This window comes from Neobacillus sp. DY30 (assembly GCF_030123065.1).
GTDB lineage: Bacteria > Bacillota > Bacilli > Bacillales > Cytobacillaceae > Neobacillus.
In genome coordinates this window covers 1,261,533-1,281,358 of sequence record NZ_CP126093.1, presented here as the reverse complement: position 1 = coordinate 1,281,358, position 19,826 = coordinate 1,261,533, and the positions used below count along the sequence as shown (strand labels likewise).

General features: G+C 38.0%; 16 protein-coding genes, 1 tRNA gene, 1 pseudogene and 1 riboswitch. Of the genes and pseudogenes, 6 read left to right on the top strand and 12 right to left on the bottom strand.

The genetic code is table 11. The features are described 5' to 3' along the window. Positions 1-313 precede the first annotated feature (313 nt). The 4 genes from nfsA to queG all read right to left on the bottom strand — a co-directional run bounded on the left by nfsA (position 314) and on the right by queG (position 3,746). The gene (nfsA, locus tag QNH29_RS06130; protein WP_283863931.1) at positions 314-1,063 is read right to left on the bottom strand and encodes an oxygen-insensitive NADPH nitroreductase; all 750 of its coding nucleotides are present in this window, start codon (positions 1,061-1,063) and stop codon (positions 314-316) included. Positions 1,064-1,119: 56 nt separating this feature from the next. Then, complete coding sequence (gene trmL / locus QNH29_RS06125; protein ID WP_283863930.1) at positions 1,120-1,593, bottom strand: tRNA (uridine(34)/cytosine(34)/5-carboxymethylaminomethyluridine(34)-2'-O)-methyltransferase TrmL; 474 nt, start codon at positions 1,591-1,593, stop codon at positions 1,120-1,122. 65 nt (positions 1,594-1,658) lie between these two features. Further along, the gene (locus QNH29_RS06120; RefSeq protein WP_283863929.1) at positions 1,659-2,525 is read right to left on the bottom strand and encodes an amidase domain-containing protein; all 867 of its coding nucleotides are present in this window, start codon (positions 2,523-2,525) and stop codon (positions 1,659-1,661) included. Positions 2,526-2,612: 87 nt separating this feature from the next. Further along, positions 2,613-3,746 carry a tRNA epoxyqueuosine(34) reductase QueG gene (queG, locus tag QNH29_RS06115; RefSeq protein ID WP_283863928.1) on the bottom strand — a complete coding sequence of 378 codons (1,134 nt, stop codon included), beginning with the start codon at positions 3,744-3,746 and terminating at the stop codon, positions 2,613-2,615. A gap of 105 nt (positions 3,747-3,851) precedes the next feature. Between queG and QNH29_RS06110 the strand changes: the two genes are divergently transcribed. Further along, on the top strand, positions 3,852-4,523 hold the full coding sequence (locus tag QNH29_RS06110) for a B3/B4 domain-containing protein (protein WP_283863927.1): 672 nt from the start codon (positions 3,852-3,854) through the stop codon (positions 4,521-4,523). A gap of 88 nt (positions 4,524-4,611) precedes the next feature. Here QNH29_RS06110 and QNH29_RS06105 read toward each other — a convergent pair. From QNH29_RS06105 to ltrA, 3 genes and pseudogenes are all read right to left on the bottom strand, one after another. Next, a tRNA-Gly gene (locus QNH29_RS06105) sits at positions 4,612-4,685 on the bottom strand. 214 nt (positions 4,686-4,899) lie between these two features. Continuing rightward, on the bottom strand, positions 4,900-6,978 hold the full coding sequence (locus QNH29_RS06100; protein WP_283863926.1) for a DUF4179 domain-containing protein: 2,079 nt from the start codon (positions 6,976-6,978) through the stop codon (positions 4,900-4,902). Between the two features lie 188 nt (positions 6,979-7,166). After that, positions 7,167-8,427 (bottom strand): annotated as a pseudogene (gene ltrA / locus QNH29_RS06095) (group II intron reverse transcriptase/maturase). Positions 8,428-8,767: 340 nt separating this feature from the next. Here ltrA and QNH29_RS06090 point away from each other — a divergent pair. Continuing rightward, a complete protein-coding gene (locus QNH29_RS06090; protein WP_283863925.1) occupies positions 8,768-9,217 on the top strand; it encodes a hypothetical protein in 450 nt (149 codons plus the stop codon). A gap of 104 nt (positions 9,218-9,321) precedes the next feature. Here the strand turns inward: QNH29_RS06090 and QNH29_RS06085 are convergent, their stop codons facing one another. Beyond that, positions 9,322-10,722, bottom strand: a complete 1,401-nt coding sequence (locus tag QNH29_RS06085; protein ID WP_283863924.1) for a sigma-54 interaction domain-containing protein — start codon at positions 10,720-10,722, stop codon at positions 9,322-9,324. Between the two features lie 204 nt (positions 10,723-10,926). Between QNH29_RS06085 and QNH29_RS06080 the strand changes: the two genes are divergently transcribed. The 3 genes from QNH29_RS06080 to ald are packed head-to-tail and all read left to right on the top strand — an operon-like array spanning position 10,927 to position 14,862. Next, complete coding sequence (locus tag QNH29_RS06080) at positions 10,927-12,246, top strand: aminotransferase family protein (RefSeq protein WP_283865546.1); 1,320 nt, start codon at positions 10,927-10,929, stop codon at positions 12,244-12,246. Between the two features lie 14 nt (positions 12,247-12,260). Further along, the gene (locus QNH29_RS06075) at positions 12,261-13,685 is read left to right on the top strand and encodes an aldehyde dehydrogenase family protein (protein ID WP_481858779.1); all 1,425 of its coding nucleotides are present in this window, start codon (positions 12,261-12,263) and stop codon (positions 13,683-13,685) included. Positions 13,686-13,728: 43 nt separating this feature from the next. Further along, entirely contained in the window at positions 13,729-14,862 is a 1,134-nt protein-coding gene (ald, locus tag QNH29_RS06070; protein WP_283863922.1) for an alanine dehydrogenase, read from the top strand. A gap of 292 nt (positions 14,863-15,154) precedes the next feature. Here ald and QNH29_RS06065 read toward each other — a convergent pair whose 3' ends face one another. Then, the gene (locus QNH29_RS06065; RefSeq protein ID WP_283863921.1) at positions 15,155-16,345 is read right to left on the bottom strand and encodes an MFS transporter; all 1,191 of its coding nucleotides are present in this window, start codon (positions 16,343-16,345) and stop codon (positions 15,155-15,157) included. Next, positions 16,338-16,769 carry a MarR family winged helix-turn-helix transcriptional regulator gene (locus tag QNH29_RS06060; protein ID WP_283863920.1) on the bottom strand — a complete coding sequence of 144 codons (432 nt, stop codon included), beginning with the start codon at positions 16,767-16,769 and terminating at the stop codon, positions 16,338-16,340. Before QNH29_RS06060 ends, QNH29_RS06065 begins: the two co-directional genes overlap by 8 nt. A 205-nt stretch (positions 16,770-16,974) precedes the next feature. On the opposite strand from QNH29_RS06060, the gene QNH29_RS06055 reads away from it, so the two are divergent. Then, positions 16,975-17,364 carry a DUF5661 family protein gene (locus tag QNH29_RS06055; protein ID WP_283863919.1) on the top strand — a complete coding sequence of 130 codons (390 nt, stop codon included), beginning with the start codon at positions 16,975-16,977 and terminating at the stop codon, positions 17,362-17,364. Positions 17,365-17,473: 109 nt separating this feature from the next. Here QNH29_RS06055 and QNH29_RS06050 read toward each other — a convergent pair whose 3' ends face one another. Next, positions 17,474-18,838 (bottom strand): amino acid permease, encoded by a 1,365-nt coding sequence (locus QNH29_RS06050; protein WP_283863918.1) that lies wholly within the window; start codon positions 18,836-18,838, stop codon positions 17,474-17,476. 155 nt (positions 18,839-18,993) lie between these two features. After that, positions 18,994-19,074: riboswitch (glycine riboswitch) on the bottom strand. 199 nt (positions 19,075-19,273) lie between these two features. Next, the gene (locus QNH29_RS06045) at positions 19,274-19,810 is read right to left on the bottom strand and encodes a DUF2179 domain-containing protein (protein WP_283863917.1); all 537 of its coding nucleotides are present in this window, start codon (positions 19,808-19,810) and stop codon (positions 19,274-19,276) included. Positions 19,811-19,826 lie beyond the last annotated feature (16 nt).

The window sequence follows — 19,826 nt, the reverse complement described above, 5'->3', positions numbered from 1 at the left end:
TAATTAAAGAAATATCTTAAAATTAAGGAGGCTTTACATAAGAATGGGAACATTTCTAATTGTTTTAGTTATGGTGGCGTTTCTAGCAGCTATCTTTACTGCGGGTTATAATGATAAGCCAGGTTCAAATAAATAATTATGAAAATAGGCTGCCATCTGGGCAGCCTTTATTTTTTGTGAAACCGGATAGTTTTGTAGAAACTGTACGCTTTTTTGTTGAAACTGTATACTTCTTTGCAGGACCTGTTCACTTCTTTGTTGAAACTGTACACTTCTTTGAAGAACCTGTACACTTTTTGAAAAACAGACTCTCCTATCTCAAGTCCATTTTATTTTTTTGAACAAATTCCTTCATATACATTCTTGTTTGTTTTTCAAGCATTTTTGCCATTTGCTCTGTCCAGCGATCTTTTCTCTTTCCATTTGTGCGCTGTTCATAATAGGTAGAAATGATACCATCATAATCTTGAAGCTGGCGTAAATATATCTCTTTATCTTGTTCGTATTCTTCTTCATGATAGACATTCTCTAACGGCAGTCTTGGCTTTAGATCGTTCATTCGTTCCGGATAACCGACAGTCATACCGAAAAGAGGAATCACTCTCTCTGGTGTTTTAAGTAATTCTTTGACTGCCTCTAAATTATTCCGAATTCCGCCTATGTAACAAATGCCAAGCCCCATTGATTCCGCAGCGATTGCGGCATTTTGGGCTGCTAACGCCGCATCAATTAGCGCCACCATAAATTTCTCTGTACTTTCAATGGAAGCTAGTACGTCTTTTCCTTCCATTTCCCCAATAAGTTCATGCCGATTTAAATCAGCACAAAATACGAAGAGATGACCATTTTGGGCCACATATTCTTGGTTGCCTGCTAACACAGCTAGCTTACGCTTTTTTTCCATATCTTTGATTCCTATAATGGAGTATGCCTGGATAAAACTCGAGGTGGAGGCTGCCTGTGCACAGGAAACAATTGTTTTTATTTGTTCATCACTTAACTGCTTGTCCTTAAAATCTCGGATAGATCGATGATTTAATATAGTAGAAATTGTTTCATTCATTGAAATACTCCCTTTCTAATTACGAAAAAGAGGCCTTATAATTGGCCTCTTACGTCTTATTTTAAATGACCATAATCTTGCTGGCGCAGCGCTTCATAAATTAGAATCGAAGCTGTATTCGATAAATTCAAAGAACGAATATTATCATTCATGGGAATTCTTAAGCTGACATCCTTATTATTTTCAATCACGTCTTTTGGAAGTCCCGTCGTTTCACGGCCAAATATGAAAAAATAATCCTTATTGCGATTGCTATAGTCAAAGGAACTATAAGCCTTCTCACCGAATTTTGTGATGTAAAAAAACTCTCCGCCTTCATTTTTCTGATAAAAATCATCAAGAGAATCATAATAAAATATGTTTACAAACTCCCAATAATCCAATCCTGCACGCTTTAACATTTTATCATCAGTAGAAAACCCTAATGGACGAATTAAATGTAAGGAGGTATCGGTTCCAGCACAGGTTCTCGCAATGTTTCCTGTGTTTGAAGGTATTTGCGGCTGATATAGTACTACATGTATTGCCAAGAATCTCACCTCTTTAAAAAACTCTCCTACCATTATACCATTATCGACCAGCCAAACAAATTTTCTTAACCATCCAAGATTGTGAAGAATTTATATTTAATATTTGGAGTGTAGGCGGATGAATCTTCATAGGCCCAGTACCGCATACGGCTATTGTAAGTATTAGCATTGACGAGCGGCATTCCATAGGCATCCTTACCTGTTACAATTGTGTTATGATTATAACGGCCATCTCCTTCAAAATCGTAGCAGATAACATCCCCCAAGAGTAACTGATCTGGGCTGCTGACTTCCCTAGCCCGTAAGCCGCTCTTAGAATTTCCTAAATACAATCGTAAAGAATTGGCAACAGTCCAGCTGTAACTCCAATTGTTATTTTGAAGCCACCATCCAGTTCCCCTATTCGGATATCCTCTCATCGGGGCACCGCCTGCGTGAAGACATTGCGAGATATAATTTGTGCAGTTATTTTCAAATGTTTTGTAGGCTGGATTGTAACTATTCCACCAGCGTTCTGCATATTGAACTGCTTTTAAACGGTTATATTGGTAACTAATCCGTTCATCCTTTTCATCCTCTACTGTAATTTCCAACTCAGACTGCTTCGTGTATGGATTTATTTCTTTATCCATAATTAAATCATTTTTAAAAAACTTGCACATTCGTACTTCTACCTCTTCTTCTTGATACAACGTTCCCTTTTGTTTGATCAGGTATTGGTAATGAACCTGGTAGATTGTTGTTTGAAAATCTCCATCCACTGATTGCGTAAGAATGTCCCCCCGTGCCTTCACCTTTACGATGTCTGCGGAACGGTTTGCAAAAGACTCAAGCTTTTGTTCTGCCTTTTCGTAATTCCCAGACTGCCTCTTACTTTTTGAAACAAATTGTTCGACACGTCCTTCAAACAATTCTTGGAGTGATTGATCCACCTTCATCTCCCCCTTCTGTTTCATACATATGTACAGAACAGAAATTTAATCAAAAAAATGAGCACAGACAGAATGTCCAATGCTCATTTAGTTCTTTAGTTTTAGTAAGCTTTTTTCAATCTCACTCTTCACTTCAGTATTTTCTTCTTTTACTGCTGCCTTTTCCAGTGCTGCTACTGCTTCTGGACTGCCAATTTTACCAAGAGCCCATGCAGCTGTTTCCTTTAGAACCGTACTCGTTTCATTTTCTAATACAGCCAGTAAATCAGGGATAGCACTTTCATCCTTGAAATGGGCAAGTGCAATAATGGCATTGCGTTGAATCGGCTTTTTGCCTCTCCACGATCCCGCTACCGTTCCAAATTTGTTCTTAAATTCACGATTGCTCATTTTTAACATCGGTCTCAGCAATGGCTTGGCTATCTCGGGGTCAGCCTCCATTTCCTTATGGAAGTGAAAATCCTTCCCTTTATTGACTGGGCACGACGTTTGGCAGGAATCACAGCCATAAACCCTGTTTCCAATCTTATCCCTGAACTCTTCAGGAATGACAGCTTTTGTCTGAGTTAAAAAGGCAATACAGCGCTGAGCATTAATTTGTCCGCCTTGTACCAACGCTCCTGTCGGGCATGCGTCTATACACGCTGTACAGGAGCCACATTGATCCTCCATCGGGGAGTCAGGAGCAAAAGGAATGCTGGTTATCATTTCGCCTAGATAAACGTATGAGCCAAACTCCGGCGTCATGACCGCACAGTTTTTACCATTCCATCCAATCCCAGCCCTAATCGCAACCGCACGATCCGAAAGCTCACCTGTATCAACCATTGATTTTAAACGAGCCTCTGGTACTTTTGTTAAAATAAACTCTTCCAGCTTTTTTAACCGATCCCGTAAAATATGATGATAATCCAATCCCCATGAAGCCCGTGAAAAAAAGCCTCTACGCCCGCCCTTTTTCCCTTCAACACGAACCTTCATTTTTGAAGGATATGCTAAAGCTATCGATATAATTGATCTAGGTTCTGGAAGAAGTAAGGCTGGTGTCACCCTTTTTTCAATATCAGGCTCTTCGAAACCTGACTGATACCCAAGCTCCTGCTGGCGTATCAGTCTATTTTTCAGCTCCATAAAAGGTTCAGCTGTGGTAAAACCAATTTTATTAATTCCAATGGTTTTACTATACGCAATAACTTCCTCCTTTAATTGTTCTATATTCATTCGGAAACCTCCTTTCTCCTAAAATAATCTATAGTAAGCCGATAATTTTTCGTTATTCATCTCATTATGATAAACTATTTTTATTAAATTTTGGAGGTGGAATCATTGGAAATTCAGCTTTCTTCAGAAATAATCAGCAAGATTCCTAATTTTAAGCTTGGAATCATTGAGTATAAAGATATTAGTGTAGGCGATTCCCCACAAATGGTAAAAGGTAGATTGCAGCTGTTTCAAGAATCGATTTACTTTGATTTAGAGGATAAAAATCTAACAGACCTGCCAGGTATTCAAGAATGGCGCAGTATTTTTAAAACGTTTGGCAAAGACCCTAACCGTTATCGCCATTCAGCAGAGGCTCTATACCGCAGAATCCAGAAACAGAATTATCTAAACAGTGTCCAAAGCGCGATTGATATCAATAATTTTTTCTCGTTGCAATATCAAGTGCCAATTGGTATATATGACACTGCTCAATTAAAGGGACCTATCATAATCAAGGTAGGTAAGGCAGGAGAAGAGTATTTAGGACTGAATGGACGTATGAATTCCTTAGAGAACCTAATTGTCTCATCAGACGAGCTTGGACCATTCGGCAGCCCTTTTGTTGATTCCAATCGAGCTCCAGTAACAGAAGCTAGCAAAAATGCTCTACAGATTATTTATTTACAGCCTTCAACAACAATGAATAGTGCTGAAAAACTGACAGAGTCATTAATGAATATGTTCACACAGATACACGGCGGTGATGCAAGCTTCTATATAATAGGAAACGATTAGCATAGCCTATGGAAAAGAAAACACCAAAAATAAAAAAACGCAATGCATCGTTCTCTTGGAAACGGTACACTGCGTTTGGTAATATGTATGGAGCGGGTGATGAGAATCGAACTCACGACATCAGCTTGGAAGGCTGAGGTTTTACCATTAAACTACACCCGCATGTATTTAATTATGAACAAAAAGCGAAGAACTTAAACACAGTTATTATAATACAAAGTTTTTTTGGCATCGTCAAGAGGATATTGCATTTTTTGTCGAAAAAAATCATTAAACAAAAAAATCCTAAGACTCTTTTGTTTAATGATATGCCATTTTATCAATATAAGTACCATTTGTTAAAATTTTTTCGCTAATTTTATAAATCAACCCTCACTTATTCCTCCACTGAAATCTTGACTATATTATCCAAATATTTCATCGCATAATATCCATAAATCTCGAGCCTTTTTGGGTTTACCTTTTCCCCAGCGCTTTCATTTTGTAACTTCATGTTAAACACGGTAACTAAATTGCGTGGCTGTTCAATTTCTTCAAAATTGACAGGGGTTTTATTATAGTCGTAAACTACCCCATTTTTATCCATGAGCACTCCCTCTGTATTGAACTCCATGGAATTCATTGCGTTCTCATCCTCACCAAAGATCTGGAAGTGTAAAGCGTCATATACACGATTCTTAACTTCATGATTGCTTATGATTACGTTAGCTGGCTGCCCAGCTTCTACCATATCAATGGAGATGGTACTGCCAGCGTATTCAAAGGTTTGAGGATAATTTTTAGAAGCATCCAGTTCAATAATTTTATGCTCATCAAATGTTAATTGAGCAGATTCGAGTTGAACATTAACATGCTTTGGCTTCTCTCCAAAAAGAGGGGCGAAGTGTCTTTGAAAAGAGATCCAATTTTCGTCGTATTGTGTATCGAATAAGAACCTGCTATTCATATCTGCGTTTAATTTTTTATCATTCACTTGTAGATAATCAAAATTCAGATCATCAATCCGCTTGTTTGGTTGGTTCATATTAATGCCATAGTGCAAAATGGTTGCTGTGGGTGCAATGGTTAGTTTGTCAAATCGAACTGGAATACCCTCTACTTCTGTTTCACCTTTCAATACATATTTGACTGAAGGCTTTTTGGTGACAGGGATTTCGAAGGTCCACTCCCCTGTTTTCTCTCCCATGATTTGGAATCCCAACCCACCATTCTGGTTAGCGGAATCACGAATTATTTTCTGAAGCTTGGAGATCTGCAGTTTGATTGTCCCGTTATCCCTATTAATTGGCTGCAGACTAATTTTTCCGTGATACACATTCTTTTCCTCTTTATTCATATCCGCTTCCAGGTCAGGAGGATAGTACCCTTGGTATCCTTCTCCATCCATAATTTCATGTTGGTTCTCCACAAAAACACCTTCAAAATTATTGATCACATATCGATTGTCTTTTTTTGTATCTTCGATTTCATAAAAAACTAGCGTCTGAACCTCATCGGTTATCGCAGCCTTTATCTTAATTTTCACCCCGTCACTCTCATCTTCCAGGCTCAGCCTTTCACCCAAATTCTGCTGCAGAAAGGCACGCAATTCCTGATCATCTTCTGTCCATGCATAGTATGGGTTAGAAATTACGCCTTTAAAAATTTCCAAAGCTATTAATAATGCGAATACACCTGCAAGAATTAGTCCTTTTCTTATATGTTTCTTATTCTTCTGTTGTCTACGCCTTTCCTTTTCTGCCAGTCTATCTTTGACGTTCTCCAAGAAACCGGAAGGCACATGTAAATCTTCTAACCTAATAGCAAGATTCAACATGGTTAGGATGACATCCTGAAAGGTAGCTAAATCTGCCTGACAGTCAGGGCAATGATAAATATGTTTCTCTAAATCAATCTTTTTCGGACGATCCAAGGTTCTTTCTAAATAATCGATGTAATCCTTTTGATACTCTTTACAGCCTATATAAAGAGATCCTTCTCCGATTTCATTTCTAAGTGACCGAATTCCGGAAAACAAAAACTCTTTCATCTTATCCACTGAAACTTGGAGAAGCTGTGCACCTTCTTCCTTAGAGATTCCCTTTACATATGTAAGGAGCAGCGCATCTTTCTCATACTCTTTTAATTGATCAAGTGCCTTAAATATATCTTGACGAGTTTTAGTTTCCACTCTAGTTATTAAACTCCTATCAGCGGAAAGCTCCCGGCAGATATCTATGAAGATGGATGTGACCCATGTTTCGAATAATGATTCACCTTTAAATCGAACCAATTCCTTATGGACTTTTATAATAGCATGGTAAAAAAGCTCTTCCATTTGTTGATGATTGCCAAGATAGGCCCAACCCAGTGTATAGAACGATTGTTTATGTAGATCGAACCAATCGATGATGGATTCCACGCTTTTTTCACTTATCGTGGTGGTTAATGTGGAATCCATTTTTGCCGGAATCATAAACGTGTTCCCCCCCTTTATATTCTCTTTAAACTTTTTTATCGTCTCTTCATATAAGTTTCCTATAAGCACTATTCGACAATTTACTTATATTTCCTCTTAAAAGTTTTTTAAATAAAGTAGGAGGGGGTGACTAACCCCCGACCTCTCACACCACCGTACGTACCGTTCGGTATACGGCGGTTCAACTAAGTTTGACGTAGAAATTCATATCTCTGATATAGACTTTTTAGCCCTCGGTTACTCCAATAAGAGTTACCGAGGGTTTTGTGTAGAATCGGACTGTTAGCTATTCTCCAGTATTTCTTTCTAGAGTTTCCCCATTCGTAGGCCTTGAATGGTGGAACTCCTAAGGCTTTGAGTTTTCTTACTCTTGTTTTAGGTGTTTTCCATTGTTTCCATTCAATCATACGTAGTCTTCTTCTTATCCACTTATCGAATTCTTTAAACACACTTGGTGTATCCGCTAAAGCAAAGTACCCACACCAACCTGTTAAGTATTGATTTAGTTTCTCAATTCTTATTTCCATTGGGATGGGTTTTGAACGTGAAGTTATTTCACGTATTTTTGACCTTAGTCTTTTGATACTTTCCTTAGATATTCGAACCTTCGGTTCCTTGTTAATAGTAAAACTAAAACCTAGAAACTTCCGTTTCCACGGGCGATCGACTGCGGATTTCTCTCTATTTACTTTAAGTTTCAGTTTCACTTCTATAAAGTTTGTAATAGAGTTCATTACCCTTTCGCCTGCTTTCTTTGACTTCATGTAGATATTACAATCATCAGCGTAGCGGACGAACTTATGACCCCTTCTTTCTAACTCTTTATCTAGTTTATCTAACAGGATATTAGAAAGAAGAGGACTTAGTGGACCACCCTGTGGGGTTCCTTCCTCAGAATCATAGGTTACACCATTAATCATGACTCCTGCTTGGAGGTATTTTCTAATTAACTTCAAGACCAATCGGTCTTGGATTCTGTTAGCCAATATCCCCATTAACTTATCATGATTAACTTTGTCAAAGAATTTCTCTAAATCCATATCTATAACCCATCTGTAACCTCCACTTATATATTCTTTCGCTTTTCGAACTGCGTCATGTCCTCTCCGATTTGGTCTGAATCCATAACTTTGTTCTGAAAAGGTTGGGTCAAATAGCGGGGTTAGCACTTGAGCAATAGCTTGTTGAATGAAACTGTCTGGTCACGGTAGGTATACCTAATAATCTTACTCCTCCGTTTGGTTTCGGGATTTCGACTCGACGGACTGGATTCGGTTGATAGGTTCCATTCCTTAAAGAATCACAAAGAGAATCCCAGTTTTCATAGAGATGCCTTCGCAGGGTTTTTACGGACATTCCATCTATGCCGTGACTGCCTTTGTTCTTCTCGACACGTTTAAGTGCTTCTATTAAGTTTTCCCGTGACACAATTGTATCCATTAACATTTTGAAATTCCCTTTCGACGTGAACGTAGAAATCTATTTATGTTATTCCTGCTCCACCCTCATGAAGTCCCCTGTTGGATTCACCATTTCCTCCTTCATATAAGTCCTTTCGGATTGTCTGTTTCAACACAGGAATTGTATGCCTAGTTCTCGTTCTTCCTAATTGTTCAGTCCTTCCCTTACCATCTCGAGTAGGTAAGGTACTATGACCTCGGATCTTAGTCAGCCTACCATGAGTAGAAAATATAAAAAAATACGCGAGAAACTTCAACATGAAGCTCTCTCTCCTTCAAACAAAAGGAAAGTACTGGAGGGACATTTAGATAAACAATTGCGGTCAATGGCTATTGTTACATCTGTTGCCATTCTTCCAGAAGATATCTCTGAATTACTAAATGATGATGTTTCACCGTCTCACCCTACTTTTAAAAAGGTTCAGAAAAAACTAACCCAGATTCGTGATCAAGAAGGAATCATTGAGTGGGTCTATATTTTTAAAGTTTGTGATAATAATACAATCAGGAATATTGTGGGTAATGAAGATTTCATCATTCCGCCTGGTGGTTTATATGAAGGTCCACCTGAAATGATCAAAGTAGCATTTGAAGCTATGAGGGGAAAAGCAGGAGTATCCCCTTTCTATGAAGACATTTATGGAGAATGGAAAACGAGCTTTGCTCCTTTAATGGATCATAATGGAAAAGTGTTAGCTATTATTGGGTTTGACCACAGTAAATCATATATTGAGACGGAGTTAAAGAAAATAGAGACGATGTTAAAAAGAGATTAGGACATTTTTAAGAATGCGGAAATCATTTGAATTTATCCTGGACCTTCGAACAAAAAATATCCTGAAAATAAAGAAGCTGAGATCAAATCGAACTCAGCTTTTTTCTATTTAATGCTAATTCCATATTTTTTTAATTTTCTTATTACAGATGGTTGACTAATTCCCAGATATTCGGCCATATCATAGGTTGTACGACAAGCCTCCGCTGCTTGTTGCAATAACCTTCGCTCTACTTGTTCTATATTCTTTTTTAGATTTTTTTCCTTTATCATAAGAGATTCTAAACTAGCCCCATTATTTCTCATATTTTCCCCATTGATACCCTGGATAGAATTAGGTAACTCATCAGGATAGATAGTAGTTTCTTCTGCAATTAACATCATACGTTCTACCAAATTTTCCAATTCTCGCACATTTCCAGGCCATCTGTATTGAATTAAGGCTTCATAGGTCGACGGATGTAAGGATTTTTGAAAATTATATTTCTCATTTACTTGATGCACATAATGCTGAATTAGAATAGTAATATCTTCCCTTCGCTCCCGTAATGCCGGAATATGAAGTGGAATAACATTTAAACGGTAATATAAATCTAACCGGAAAGTTCCCTTATTCACCATTTCCTCTAAATTTTGATTTGTTGCAGCAACTAAGCGAAAATCAATTTGCCTTTCTTTTTTTCCACCTACCCGCATTATTCTTTTTTCCTGTAAAACTTTTAAAAGTTTTACCTGAATCCCAAGTGGAAGTTCCCCTATTTCGTCTAAGAATAACGTCCCTCCATCTGCCTGCTCTATTAATCCCTGTTTTCCTTGTTTCAACGCTCCCGTAAAGGCCCCAGGTTCATAGCCAAACATTTCCGACTCAAATAAACTTTCAGGAATGGTACTGCAGTTCACCTCTATGAAAGGTTCCTTTAGGCGATCGCTCTGTGAATGTATAGATCTCGCTAATAGACTTTTTCCGACACCTGATTCACCTAAAAATAAAATGGTGGCATCTGTTTTAGCGACTCGGGAAATTGTTTTTGTAATATGTTGCATTTCCTTACTTCTAAAAATTAAGTTAGGACTCCCTTTTTCTCTAAGTTCTTCTACTTCTGTTTGGTACCCCTTAATTTTTCGTTGTAATTGTTCATATTGAAACTGTAGATTTTTAATTTCCGTCTGATCCTGCGCATAGCTTAGTACACGGATAATCTGTCCATCTACATCAAAAATCGGGTAGCCTGTTGACATTACGATTCTGCCTGTCTTTGTTTGCTGCAGGATTTGAATAGGCTTTCTTTCTTTTATAACAGCGGCGGTAATGGACGGTTCTAAGATTCCTTTCTCCTCTAACTCGAAAACAGATACACCGATATTCCGACTTGACTCTAAGCCGTAAATGGTCCAATGGTTCGGATTCGAATCAAGGATTAAGCCATTTTCATCTGTAATCGTAATATTATTGTTTGATGTTTCAACCATTTTTGTTAGGAGTTGTTCTAAGATTGAATCGTTCATTTCCTATCTCCTCTATTTTATATTTGATTCAAATATAAATCAAAATACAGTAAAAAATCAAAAAATAAATTAAATTTTTTCTCTTTAATTCAAAACTGAATTAAATAACAGGGAGTTGTTATTCTGATTGCATCGAAAAAATTGGCACACTTCTTGCACTAATTAATATTAAAGAATGGCATATCAAACTAGGGGTGAAACATGATGAGTGAGAAAGTTATTGTTTGTAAGGAAATTGAACTGGCCGAGTTAGATAAAAAACATTTTCTACACCCTACTTCCCCAGTCCAGCAGCAGCAGGAACAAGGCCCAGCTTTTATTTTTAAAAAAGGGGAAGGGGTTTTTCTAGAGGATGTGAAAGGGAACCGTGTGATGGATGGCATGTCCTCTCTTTGGAACGTGAACATCGGACACGGTCGAAAAGAGTTGGGACAGGCAGCACAGGAACAAATGAATCAATTAGCGTTTAGCTCATGTTTTGCAACATTTAGTAATGAACCCGCTATTCGTTTAGCAGCTAAACTTGCTGAGATATCACCTGGGAATCTATCGACAACCTTTTTTACATCCGGTGGATCGGAAGCCAATGATACAGCATATAAATTAGCTCGCCATTATTGGATATTACGTTACATGCCTGAGAAGAAGAAAATTATCTCCCGAAAAAAATCCTATCACGGTGTAGCAATGGGTGCTACAAGTGCAACAGGTCTTAAGCCATTTCGTGATTTTACAAATTCATTAGCACCTGATTTTTATTATACAGAGAATCTTTCCGCTAAGGCCTTACGAGAAACAATTGAAACGGAAGGCCCCGAGACAATTGCTGCCTTTATAGCGGAGCCAGTTCAAGGTGCTGGTGGTGTCCATATTGCCCCTGACAACTATTTTAAGGAAGTTCGGGAAATTTGTGATGACTACAATATTTTGTTTATTACAGATGAGGTAATTACAGGCTTTGGCCGTACTGGAAAATACTTTGGAATCGAACACTACGGGGTTGTGCCTGATATGATGTGTTTTGCTAAGGGTGTCACAAGCGGGTATGCACAACTAGGCGGCGTTATGCTTTCCGAGTCTATTTTTGAAGACTTTAAGGAGCTTTCAACGGGAACACTTCTTCATGGTTATACCTATAGCGGCCACCCGATGGCATGTGCAGTTGCCTTGAAGAATATTGAAATCATTGAAAATGAGAATTTAATAGAAAACGCTAAAAAGATGGGCGACGAAATGCTGAGGGGCTTTAAATGGATTCAAGGCGAAAGAAACATTGTAGGGCATGTTAGAGCGCTTGGCCTTATGGGAGCTGTTGAGATCAATAGCAAACCAATGGGCCAAGGTCCACTATCTCCTAGAATTGTAGCCGAGGCAGCTAGACAGGGATTAATCTGTCGCTCTGTTGTATTTGATGATATGGATATTCTTGTTTTTGCTCCTCCACTTTCGATTAACAAACAGGAAATAGATCTTTTGATTGAAACTCTTAATAAATCAATCTGCTCAATTGAACAAGGCTTATAATGGAGGTTTTTGTAATGATAAAAAAGCATCTATTTATCAATGGTGAATGGACCAAAGCAAAACGATATACGAATCTTCTCTCTCCATATGATAGAGAGGTCATTGCTGAAGTACCTAGTGCAACGGTTGAAGAGGTAGAGTTAGCTATCGAGGCAGCGTACCAAACGAGACAAATCATGGCCGATATGCCTAGTCACCAACGTGCCAAAATTCTAGAAAACCTGGCTCACTTATTGGAACAGCGTGCTGAAGAGGCCGCCGTCATTATTTCAACGGAATCGTCAAAGCCTCTAAAGGATGCAAGAGGTGAGGTCACCCGGACAATCCAAACGTATAAGTTTGCTGCTGAAGAGGCTAAACGTATCGGTGGAGAAACAATACCAATGGATGCAGCTCCTGGGGGTGAAGGAAAAATTGCGTATACAGTCAGAGAACCACTTGGAGTAGTTGGGGCCATTACACCTTTTAATTTCCCCATGAATCTAGTTGCTCATAAGGTTGGGCCAGCGATTGCATCTGGGAATACCGTCGTTTTAAAGCCTGCGGGACAAACACCTCTTTCTGCCTATTTTCTTGCAGAGCTCATTCAAGAGGCAGGATTACCATCAGGTGCCTTTAATGTCGTGACAGGAAGTGGTTCTGTTGTTGGTGAAAAGCTTGTCAAAGATGAACGTGTGAAAAAGATTTCATTTACAGGTAGTCCAGAAGTGGGAATTGGAATCAAAAATAAAGTAGGCTTAAAGCATGTAACACTTGAATTAGGATCAAATGCTGCGCTTATCGTAGATAAAAATATTGATATTGAAAAAATTATCCGACGCTGTGTGACTGGAGCATTCAGCTCCCAAGGACAAGTTTGTATATCTCTACAAAGGATTTATGTTCATAAAGATTTATATGATTTCTTCGTAGAAAGCTTTGTTAAAGAAACGGGGAACCTTACTATTGGGAATCCTTTAGATCCACGTACAGATGTGTCTGCGTTAATTCATCCGAAGGAAATTGAGCGAACTCTTGCATGGATTGAGGAAGCAAAGCAAAAGGGTGCTGTCGTCGCAACAGGTGGTGTAAATGAAGGAAATATTTTAAAACCAACCGTTTTATTAGGGGTCTCTCCTTTGTCAAAGGTTTCATGCCAAGAGGTATTTGCACCAATTGTGTTAATTAACAAAGTGGATACTGTTGACGAAGCAATTGAATTGGTCAATGACTCTCGCTATGGACTTCAGGCTGGAATCTATACAGAAAATATTCATACAGCCATTCATGCTTCAAAAAAGCTGCAAGTTGGCGGAGTCTTGGTAAATGACATTCCTACCTTCCGTGTTGACCATATGCCATATGGCGGGGTCAAAGAAAGTGGAATTGGGCGAGAAGGTATAAAATACGCCATCAAAGAGATGACAGAACAAAAACTGGTAATCTTTAATAATAATTGATGATTCTTTATCTATTCAAGTAAAACAAAGAGGAGGTTTTTTTATGATTATCGGAATTCCAAAGGAAATTAAAAATAATGAAAATCGTGTTGCACTTACACCTGCTGGTGCGTTCAGCCTCATTTCAGCAGGACATCAAGTCATTGTTGAGGCAGGGGCGGGCCTAGGAAGTGGATTTGAAGACGACTCATATCTTACTGTCGGTGCTGTTATTGAAGCTGTTGCAGCAAAGGTTTGGGCAAATGCAGAAATGATTATGAAGGTGAAAGAACCACTAGCAAGTGAATATACCTATTTCCGAAAAGGGTTAATTTTGTTCACATACCTTCATTTAGCTGCAGAACCTGAGCTTGCAAAAGCACTCGTAGAAAAAGAAGTGACAGCTATTGCTTATGAAACAGTCCAAGTCGGTCAAACATTACCTTTATTGACACCTATGAGTGAAGTTGCCGGCCGAATGTCAGCTCAAATTGGAGCACAGCTTCTTGAAAAAACTAAGGGCGGAAAAGGGATTCTTCTAGCAGGTGTGCCAGGAGTTAAGCGCGGAAAGGTAACTGTAATTGGCGGCGGAGTTGTAGGAACAAATGCTGCTAAGGTCGCGATGGGACTTGGTGCTGATGTAACAATTATTGATTTGATGCCTGATCGTCTTCGTCAGCTTGATGATATATTTGGTAATCAAATACAAACCTTAATATCAAACCCATTCAATATAGCAGAAGCCGTTGCAGAATCAGATTTAGTAATTGGTGCTGTTCTCATACCAGGTGCAAAAGCACCAAAACTTGTGACAGAGGAAATGATTCAGTCAATGAACCCCGGATCAGTTGTTGTTGACGTTGCGATTGATCAAGGTGGAATTATCGAAACTGCCGATCATATTACCACACACGACAACCCAACGTATACAAAGCATGGTGTGATCCATTACGCAGTGGCAAACATGCCAGGTGCTGTACCAAGAACATCTACAATCGCTTTGACCAATGTAACCGTTCCATATGCATTACAGATTGCAAATAAAGGTATCACAAAAGCAATTACAGAAAATCCAGCATTAGAACAAGGATTAAACACAGCCAATGGTTCGGTTACTTATTATGCTGTAGCAAATGATCTTGGTTACAATTATTCTCCACCAATAGAAGCTTTACAAAAAGTAAAGGCCATACATTAATTGCTTACTTTTTGCCTGCAACTATAAAAGAAAGAGCAGCTATGTCCAACACCAAGAGGAAGGATTTTAAAACAAATACACTTCATTCTAATGCAAAAAGGAGTAGCATTAAAGCTGCTCCTCTTCTATTTACTGTCATTTCAACGAAATCCTTACAACTTCATCCAAAACTTCATTACATTATACCCATTAACTCGATTTCCTTCACTGTTTTAACAATAGATTCATTGAAAAACTTATTAAATTCATACAAAAAGGAACATCTCTTATACAAGATGTCCCTTCTAATTTATTATCCAGCTAAAGTATTGATAATACCCCTTTCTTTCTTTCCATGAAGTAGATAGTAAAGACCAGAAGATACCAACACGACAAATCCTAGGACCATATAAAGAGTACTATAACTTGAAAATGGAAGGAAGAACCCAAGCATATAAGGCCCGAATCCCAGCCCTGCGTCAAGAAATATAAAAAAAGTCGACGTTGCGAGTCCCATACGATGAGGAGGAGTCATCTTAACAGCAATCGCCTGAGTGCATGACTGCATATTTCCAAATCCAAGTCCAATAAGGATACCCGCTAGTAACAAAGTGAGGCCGCTATGTGCTGAACCTAAAAGAATCATTCCAGCCGCAAAAAGAACAAAGGCAGGATACATCACATAGTTTGCCCCTTTCACATCCATTAACCTGCCAGTAAATGGACGTGAAATCAAAACGGCTATTGAATAAACAAGAAAGAAGAAACTTGCCGCACTAACCAGGTCAATTTCAATTGCATAGAAATTAATAAAAGAAAGAACACTAGAGTAACAGAAACCTATTATTAAAGTAATGAATGCAATGGGAACTGCCTTTGGTTCAATAAGTTGAGAGAGTTTGACTCCCTTTATTTCCGTTGCTTTTGTGGTTTCTTCCACTGGCGGCACATTTACAAAAAATGCCGTAATCAAACTTAAGATTCCTAAAACTAGACAGAGACTAAAAATGTGTGGAGTACTAGTATGTTGACTCATATAAAGTCCAATGAAAGGTCCGATTGCTGTAGACAATGTCGAACTCATACTGTAATAACCTATACCTTCTCCTTTTCGTCTTTTCGGGATAATCTGCGCCACGATCGTTCCTGTGGCTGTGCTCGCGATACCTAGAGTAATACCATGTAATAAACGGGTAATTAGTAAGAAGATGATACCCAAATGGATAAAATATAATGATGTTGTTAGAACATAAAGAATCAGCCCAATGAACAACGTTCTTTTACGGCCAATAGAATCAATACTACGACCAATTAGCAGACGACCCATTAATGTCCCAACAATAAAGATTCCGGTAACAAGCCCGGCCTGGCTTGTAGAAGCATGATATTCATCTACAGCATAAACACCGATAATCACGATTAATAAATAAAAGACTAATGTTAACAAAAAGTTGACGCTGGAAACAATGATAAAATCCTTAGTCCATAACTTAGGTTTATTCACTTTTGCTTCCCTCGCCTTTGATAATATTTTCCTTTATTTTAGGAATAGTTTTAAACATAATCAGTTGATTATCTTTATCTACACCATCCATCACACTATTTTCTAAATCGGTAATTTTTTTTCTACATGCTTGGTAAATTTCTTCTCCCAATTCTGTCAACTGAATGACTTTTTCTCGCTTATCAATACCAGGAATTTGTATCACCATATGTAGTTCTTCCAAACGTTGAACTCTCCTGGTAATCGTTGGTTTTTCTACATTATATTGATTTGCAATATCAATAAGCGTCGATGGGCCATTGTGTTTTATATAGAAAATAACTTGCCATAAAGAATAAGAAAGATCAAAAGTACTCATTAGTTCATTTAATCTGGTTATAAGTGGTCTATACAGACTTAAATAACGCTGAAAAAAACCTTCCAATTCATACGCCCCCTCCAACTTGTAATAGTTACCTTGAATAACTGTTACCTTAGATAACCATAAAGTTTTTTGAAAAAGATGTCAATGGGAACATCCTAAACGAAGCCTTGATTTAATCACTTGAGATACCAATATTAAGAGACATGCTCATAAATTGGTAAAGAACGTATATTGTTGATAATTATCTTTTAAGGAGAGATGTTTTTTGTACTACTATAATAGTTCGCATTTGAACCATTTCTTTAACGGTTACCACTATGGGACGCAATATCTATATCCAGCCACTGGAAGTCGCAACTGGTATAGGCATAATTATTCTGCAACTAGACTTAAAGCTTTTTCTAAAGAGGAAGCTGCAGCAATTGCTTTACTTTTAGGCATTGATTTTAATCAAAGCAAATTTGATTTAGATGAGTTTTGGATGGGAGTGAATACAGAGCTTGAACATGGGAGTATATCCAGTCAAACTAATGTTACAGGCGATGATCCTATTATGACTGGGAAAATTGCACTTGCTCATCTTAATGAGTTTCCTGATTACTACAAAAGATTAAAAGTACTTGAAGATGAAGCAAAGGCTTATTGGCAAAAATAGTTTAATTGGACCTTAGCAACTAGAAGTGATAAAAAATAAAAAAGCCCAACGAAATTCAGGAAGTCCGTTGGGCTTGTTAATGATAAGATTAAATCTTTTTTACTTTTCCTTATGCCGATAACTTTAGATTTTTTTCTTTATTTCTTCTCTGCGAATACAGAATAGATAATAGAATAAACCATAGGGGTGTTAACAATAAAGCAGGACGTGTTTCTTTCGCAACCAGCATAATGATGAGAACTATAGCAAACAACGTTAGCACAGCATAATTGATAAATGGTGTGAATGGTGCTTTAAATGTTGATTTTGCATGTAATTCCGGCTGTGTTTTCTTGTATCTAATATGGCAAACAAGAATGACACCCCAGACCCAAATAAAACAAATCGCACTAATCGTTGTCACAATTCCAAAGGCTTGTTCCGGAATCAGTTTGCTCAAAAGCGCTCCCACTGATACAACAAGCGTGGATGTAAATAGCGCATTACTCGGTACATGATTTTTATTTAGTTTTGCCAGGCTGGATGGTGCCTGGTCATTTTTACTTAAATTAAATAGTATCCGGCTTGTTGAGAACATTCCGCTGTTACAAGCAGATGCAGCTGATGTTAATACGACAAAATTAATAATGCCCGCAGCAATCGGAATCCCTACTAAACTAAATGTTTTAACAAACGGACTTTCTGCTGCATTTAATTCTGTCCATGGGTTCACACATAATAGGACAATTAATGCACCCACGTAGAAAAAGAGAATCCTCAATGGGATTTTATTAATGGCTGATGGGATATTTTTTTGGGGATTAGATGTTTCCGCTGCTGATACCCCTACTAATTCCACACCGACATAGGCGAACACAACCATTTGAAACGAAAGTAAGAAACCGGTAACGCCGTTTGGAAATAGGCCTTGATGTTCCCAAAGATTTTGAATTGAGACGGTTCCTGTATCGGTTTTGAATCCCATCACTAGCAAAATAACCCCAATACCAATTAAAACAAGAATCGTTACTACTTTTATTAATGCAAACCAAAACTCTAATTCTCCGAAAAGCTTTACCGTTAATAGATTGAACCCTAATAAAATGATTAAGCAGATGATAGCAGGTATCCATTGCGGGATATCAAACCAATACTGTACATAGACACCAACTGCAATTACATCTGCCATAGCCACCATAATCCAACAAAACCAATATGTCCATCCTGTTACGAACGCTGCCCGAGGTCCAAGATAGTCTTCGGCAATGTCAGTAAATGATTGGTAACCTGCTTTCGATAACAGAAGTTCTCCAAGCGCCCTCATAACGAAAAAAACGGCCATACCCACGATTAAATATGCAAAGATAATCGATGGACCTGCAAGTTGAATTGCTTTACCGGATCCTAAAAATAATCCAGTACCAATGGTGCCGCCGATAGCAATTAGTTGAACATGCCGATTTTTTAAATCCCTCTTTAATTCTTGATGTTCCATACAAAATTCCTCCTATAACCATTCTTTAATGTGAAACGATGAGCAATAAATTTACCCATTAAAAAAGAGATTGGAAGTTTCCAATCTCTTAGGTCATAAGAATAGCAAATACAAACTGTCATGCTGATTGTTTATCAGCATAACAAATAAATATTCAGTACTCTTCTGTCCGTTTGCCTGAGATTGTGAACCCTTCGGCGCCGCGGTATTCCAGCGGTCTCTCCAGAAGCTGCTCCTGCTATAGTGTGATCCATAGCATTCATAGCTGCTAAACTATTAAATTTTTAATAGTGAAAGTTATTTTTAAATATTAATATTAGTTAAATATTTTGTCAACACCTTTTCCCTTCTATTATTTTGAAATTATGAAGAAATAACGATATAAAAAGGATCGCTGGGTTTAATCCGTCGGTCCCTCCTTCGACATATACAGCATTACATGACTCTTTTTATATGATTGGAATTTATTCTTTTTAGTAAAAAACCGCCATCAAAATGTGTCGGTTCATAGGATATCATAAAAGCTTTAGGAGCAAAGGTTAAGACCTGTTTTCTTAGTTTTTGCTCATTGTTTCTTTTCGTTAAAACTTTCATGGCTAAGCGTTTCCCATCTTTTCCATCAGCAAGCCACGAGGTTACCCCATACCCTTCCTCCCTGATTTTATCTGGTAGATTAAAGTCCACGGAATCGACGATCACCTCCAAAACCGTGTAACCAAGTGCTAGATAGGATTCAATTTTACTGCCAATATACACACCAAGCCCCCAGCCAAAACAGTAGGCCGCGATATTTAGAGGTTTATCTAGATTATCGAGAACAATCGTCAACCCCATCAGATAAACAAATACTTCACCCATAGATAGGATAGAGGCTAGCACCTTGAAGCCTTTAATGACAAGAATGACACGTAATGTAAATAAAGAAACATAAACAATATTAATCCCAATAATAACGAGGATAATCGATGGCATATCTCCGCCTCCAAAA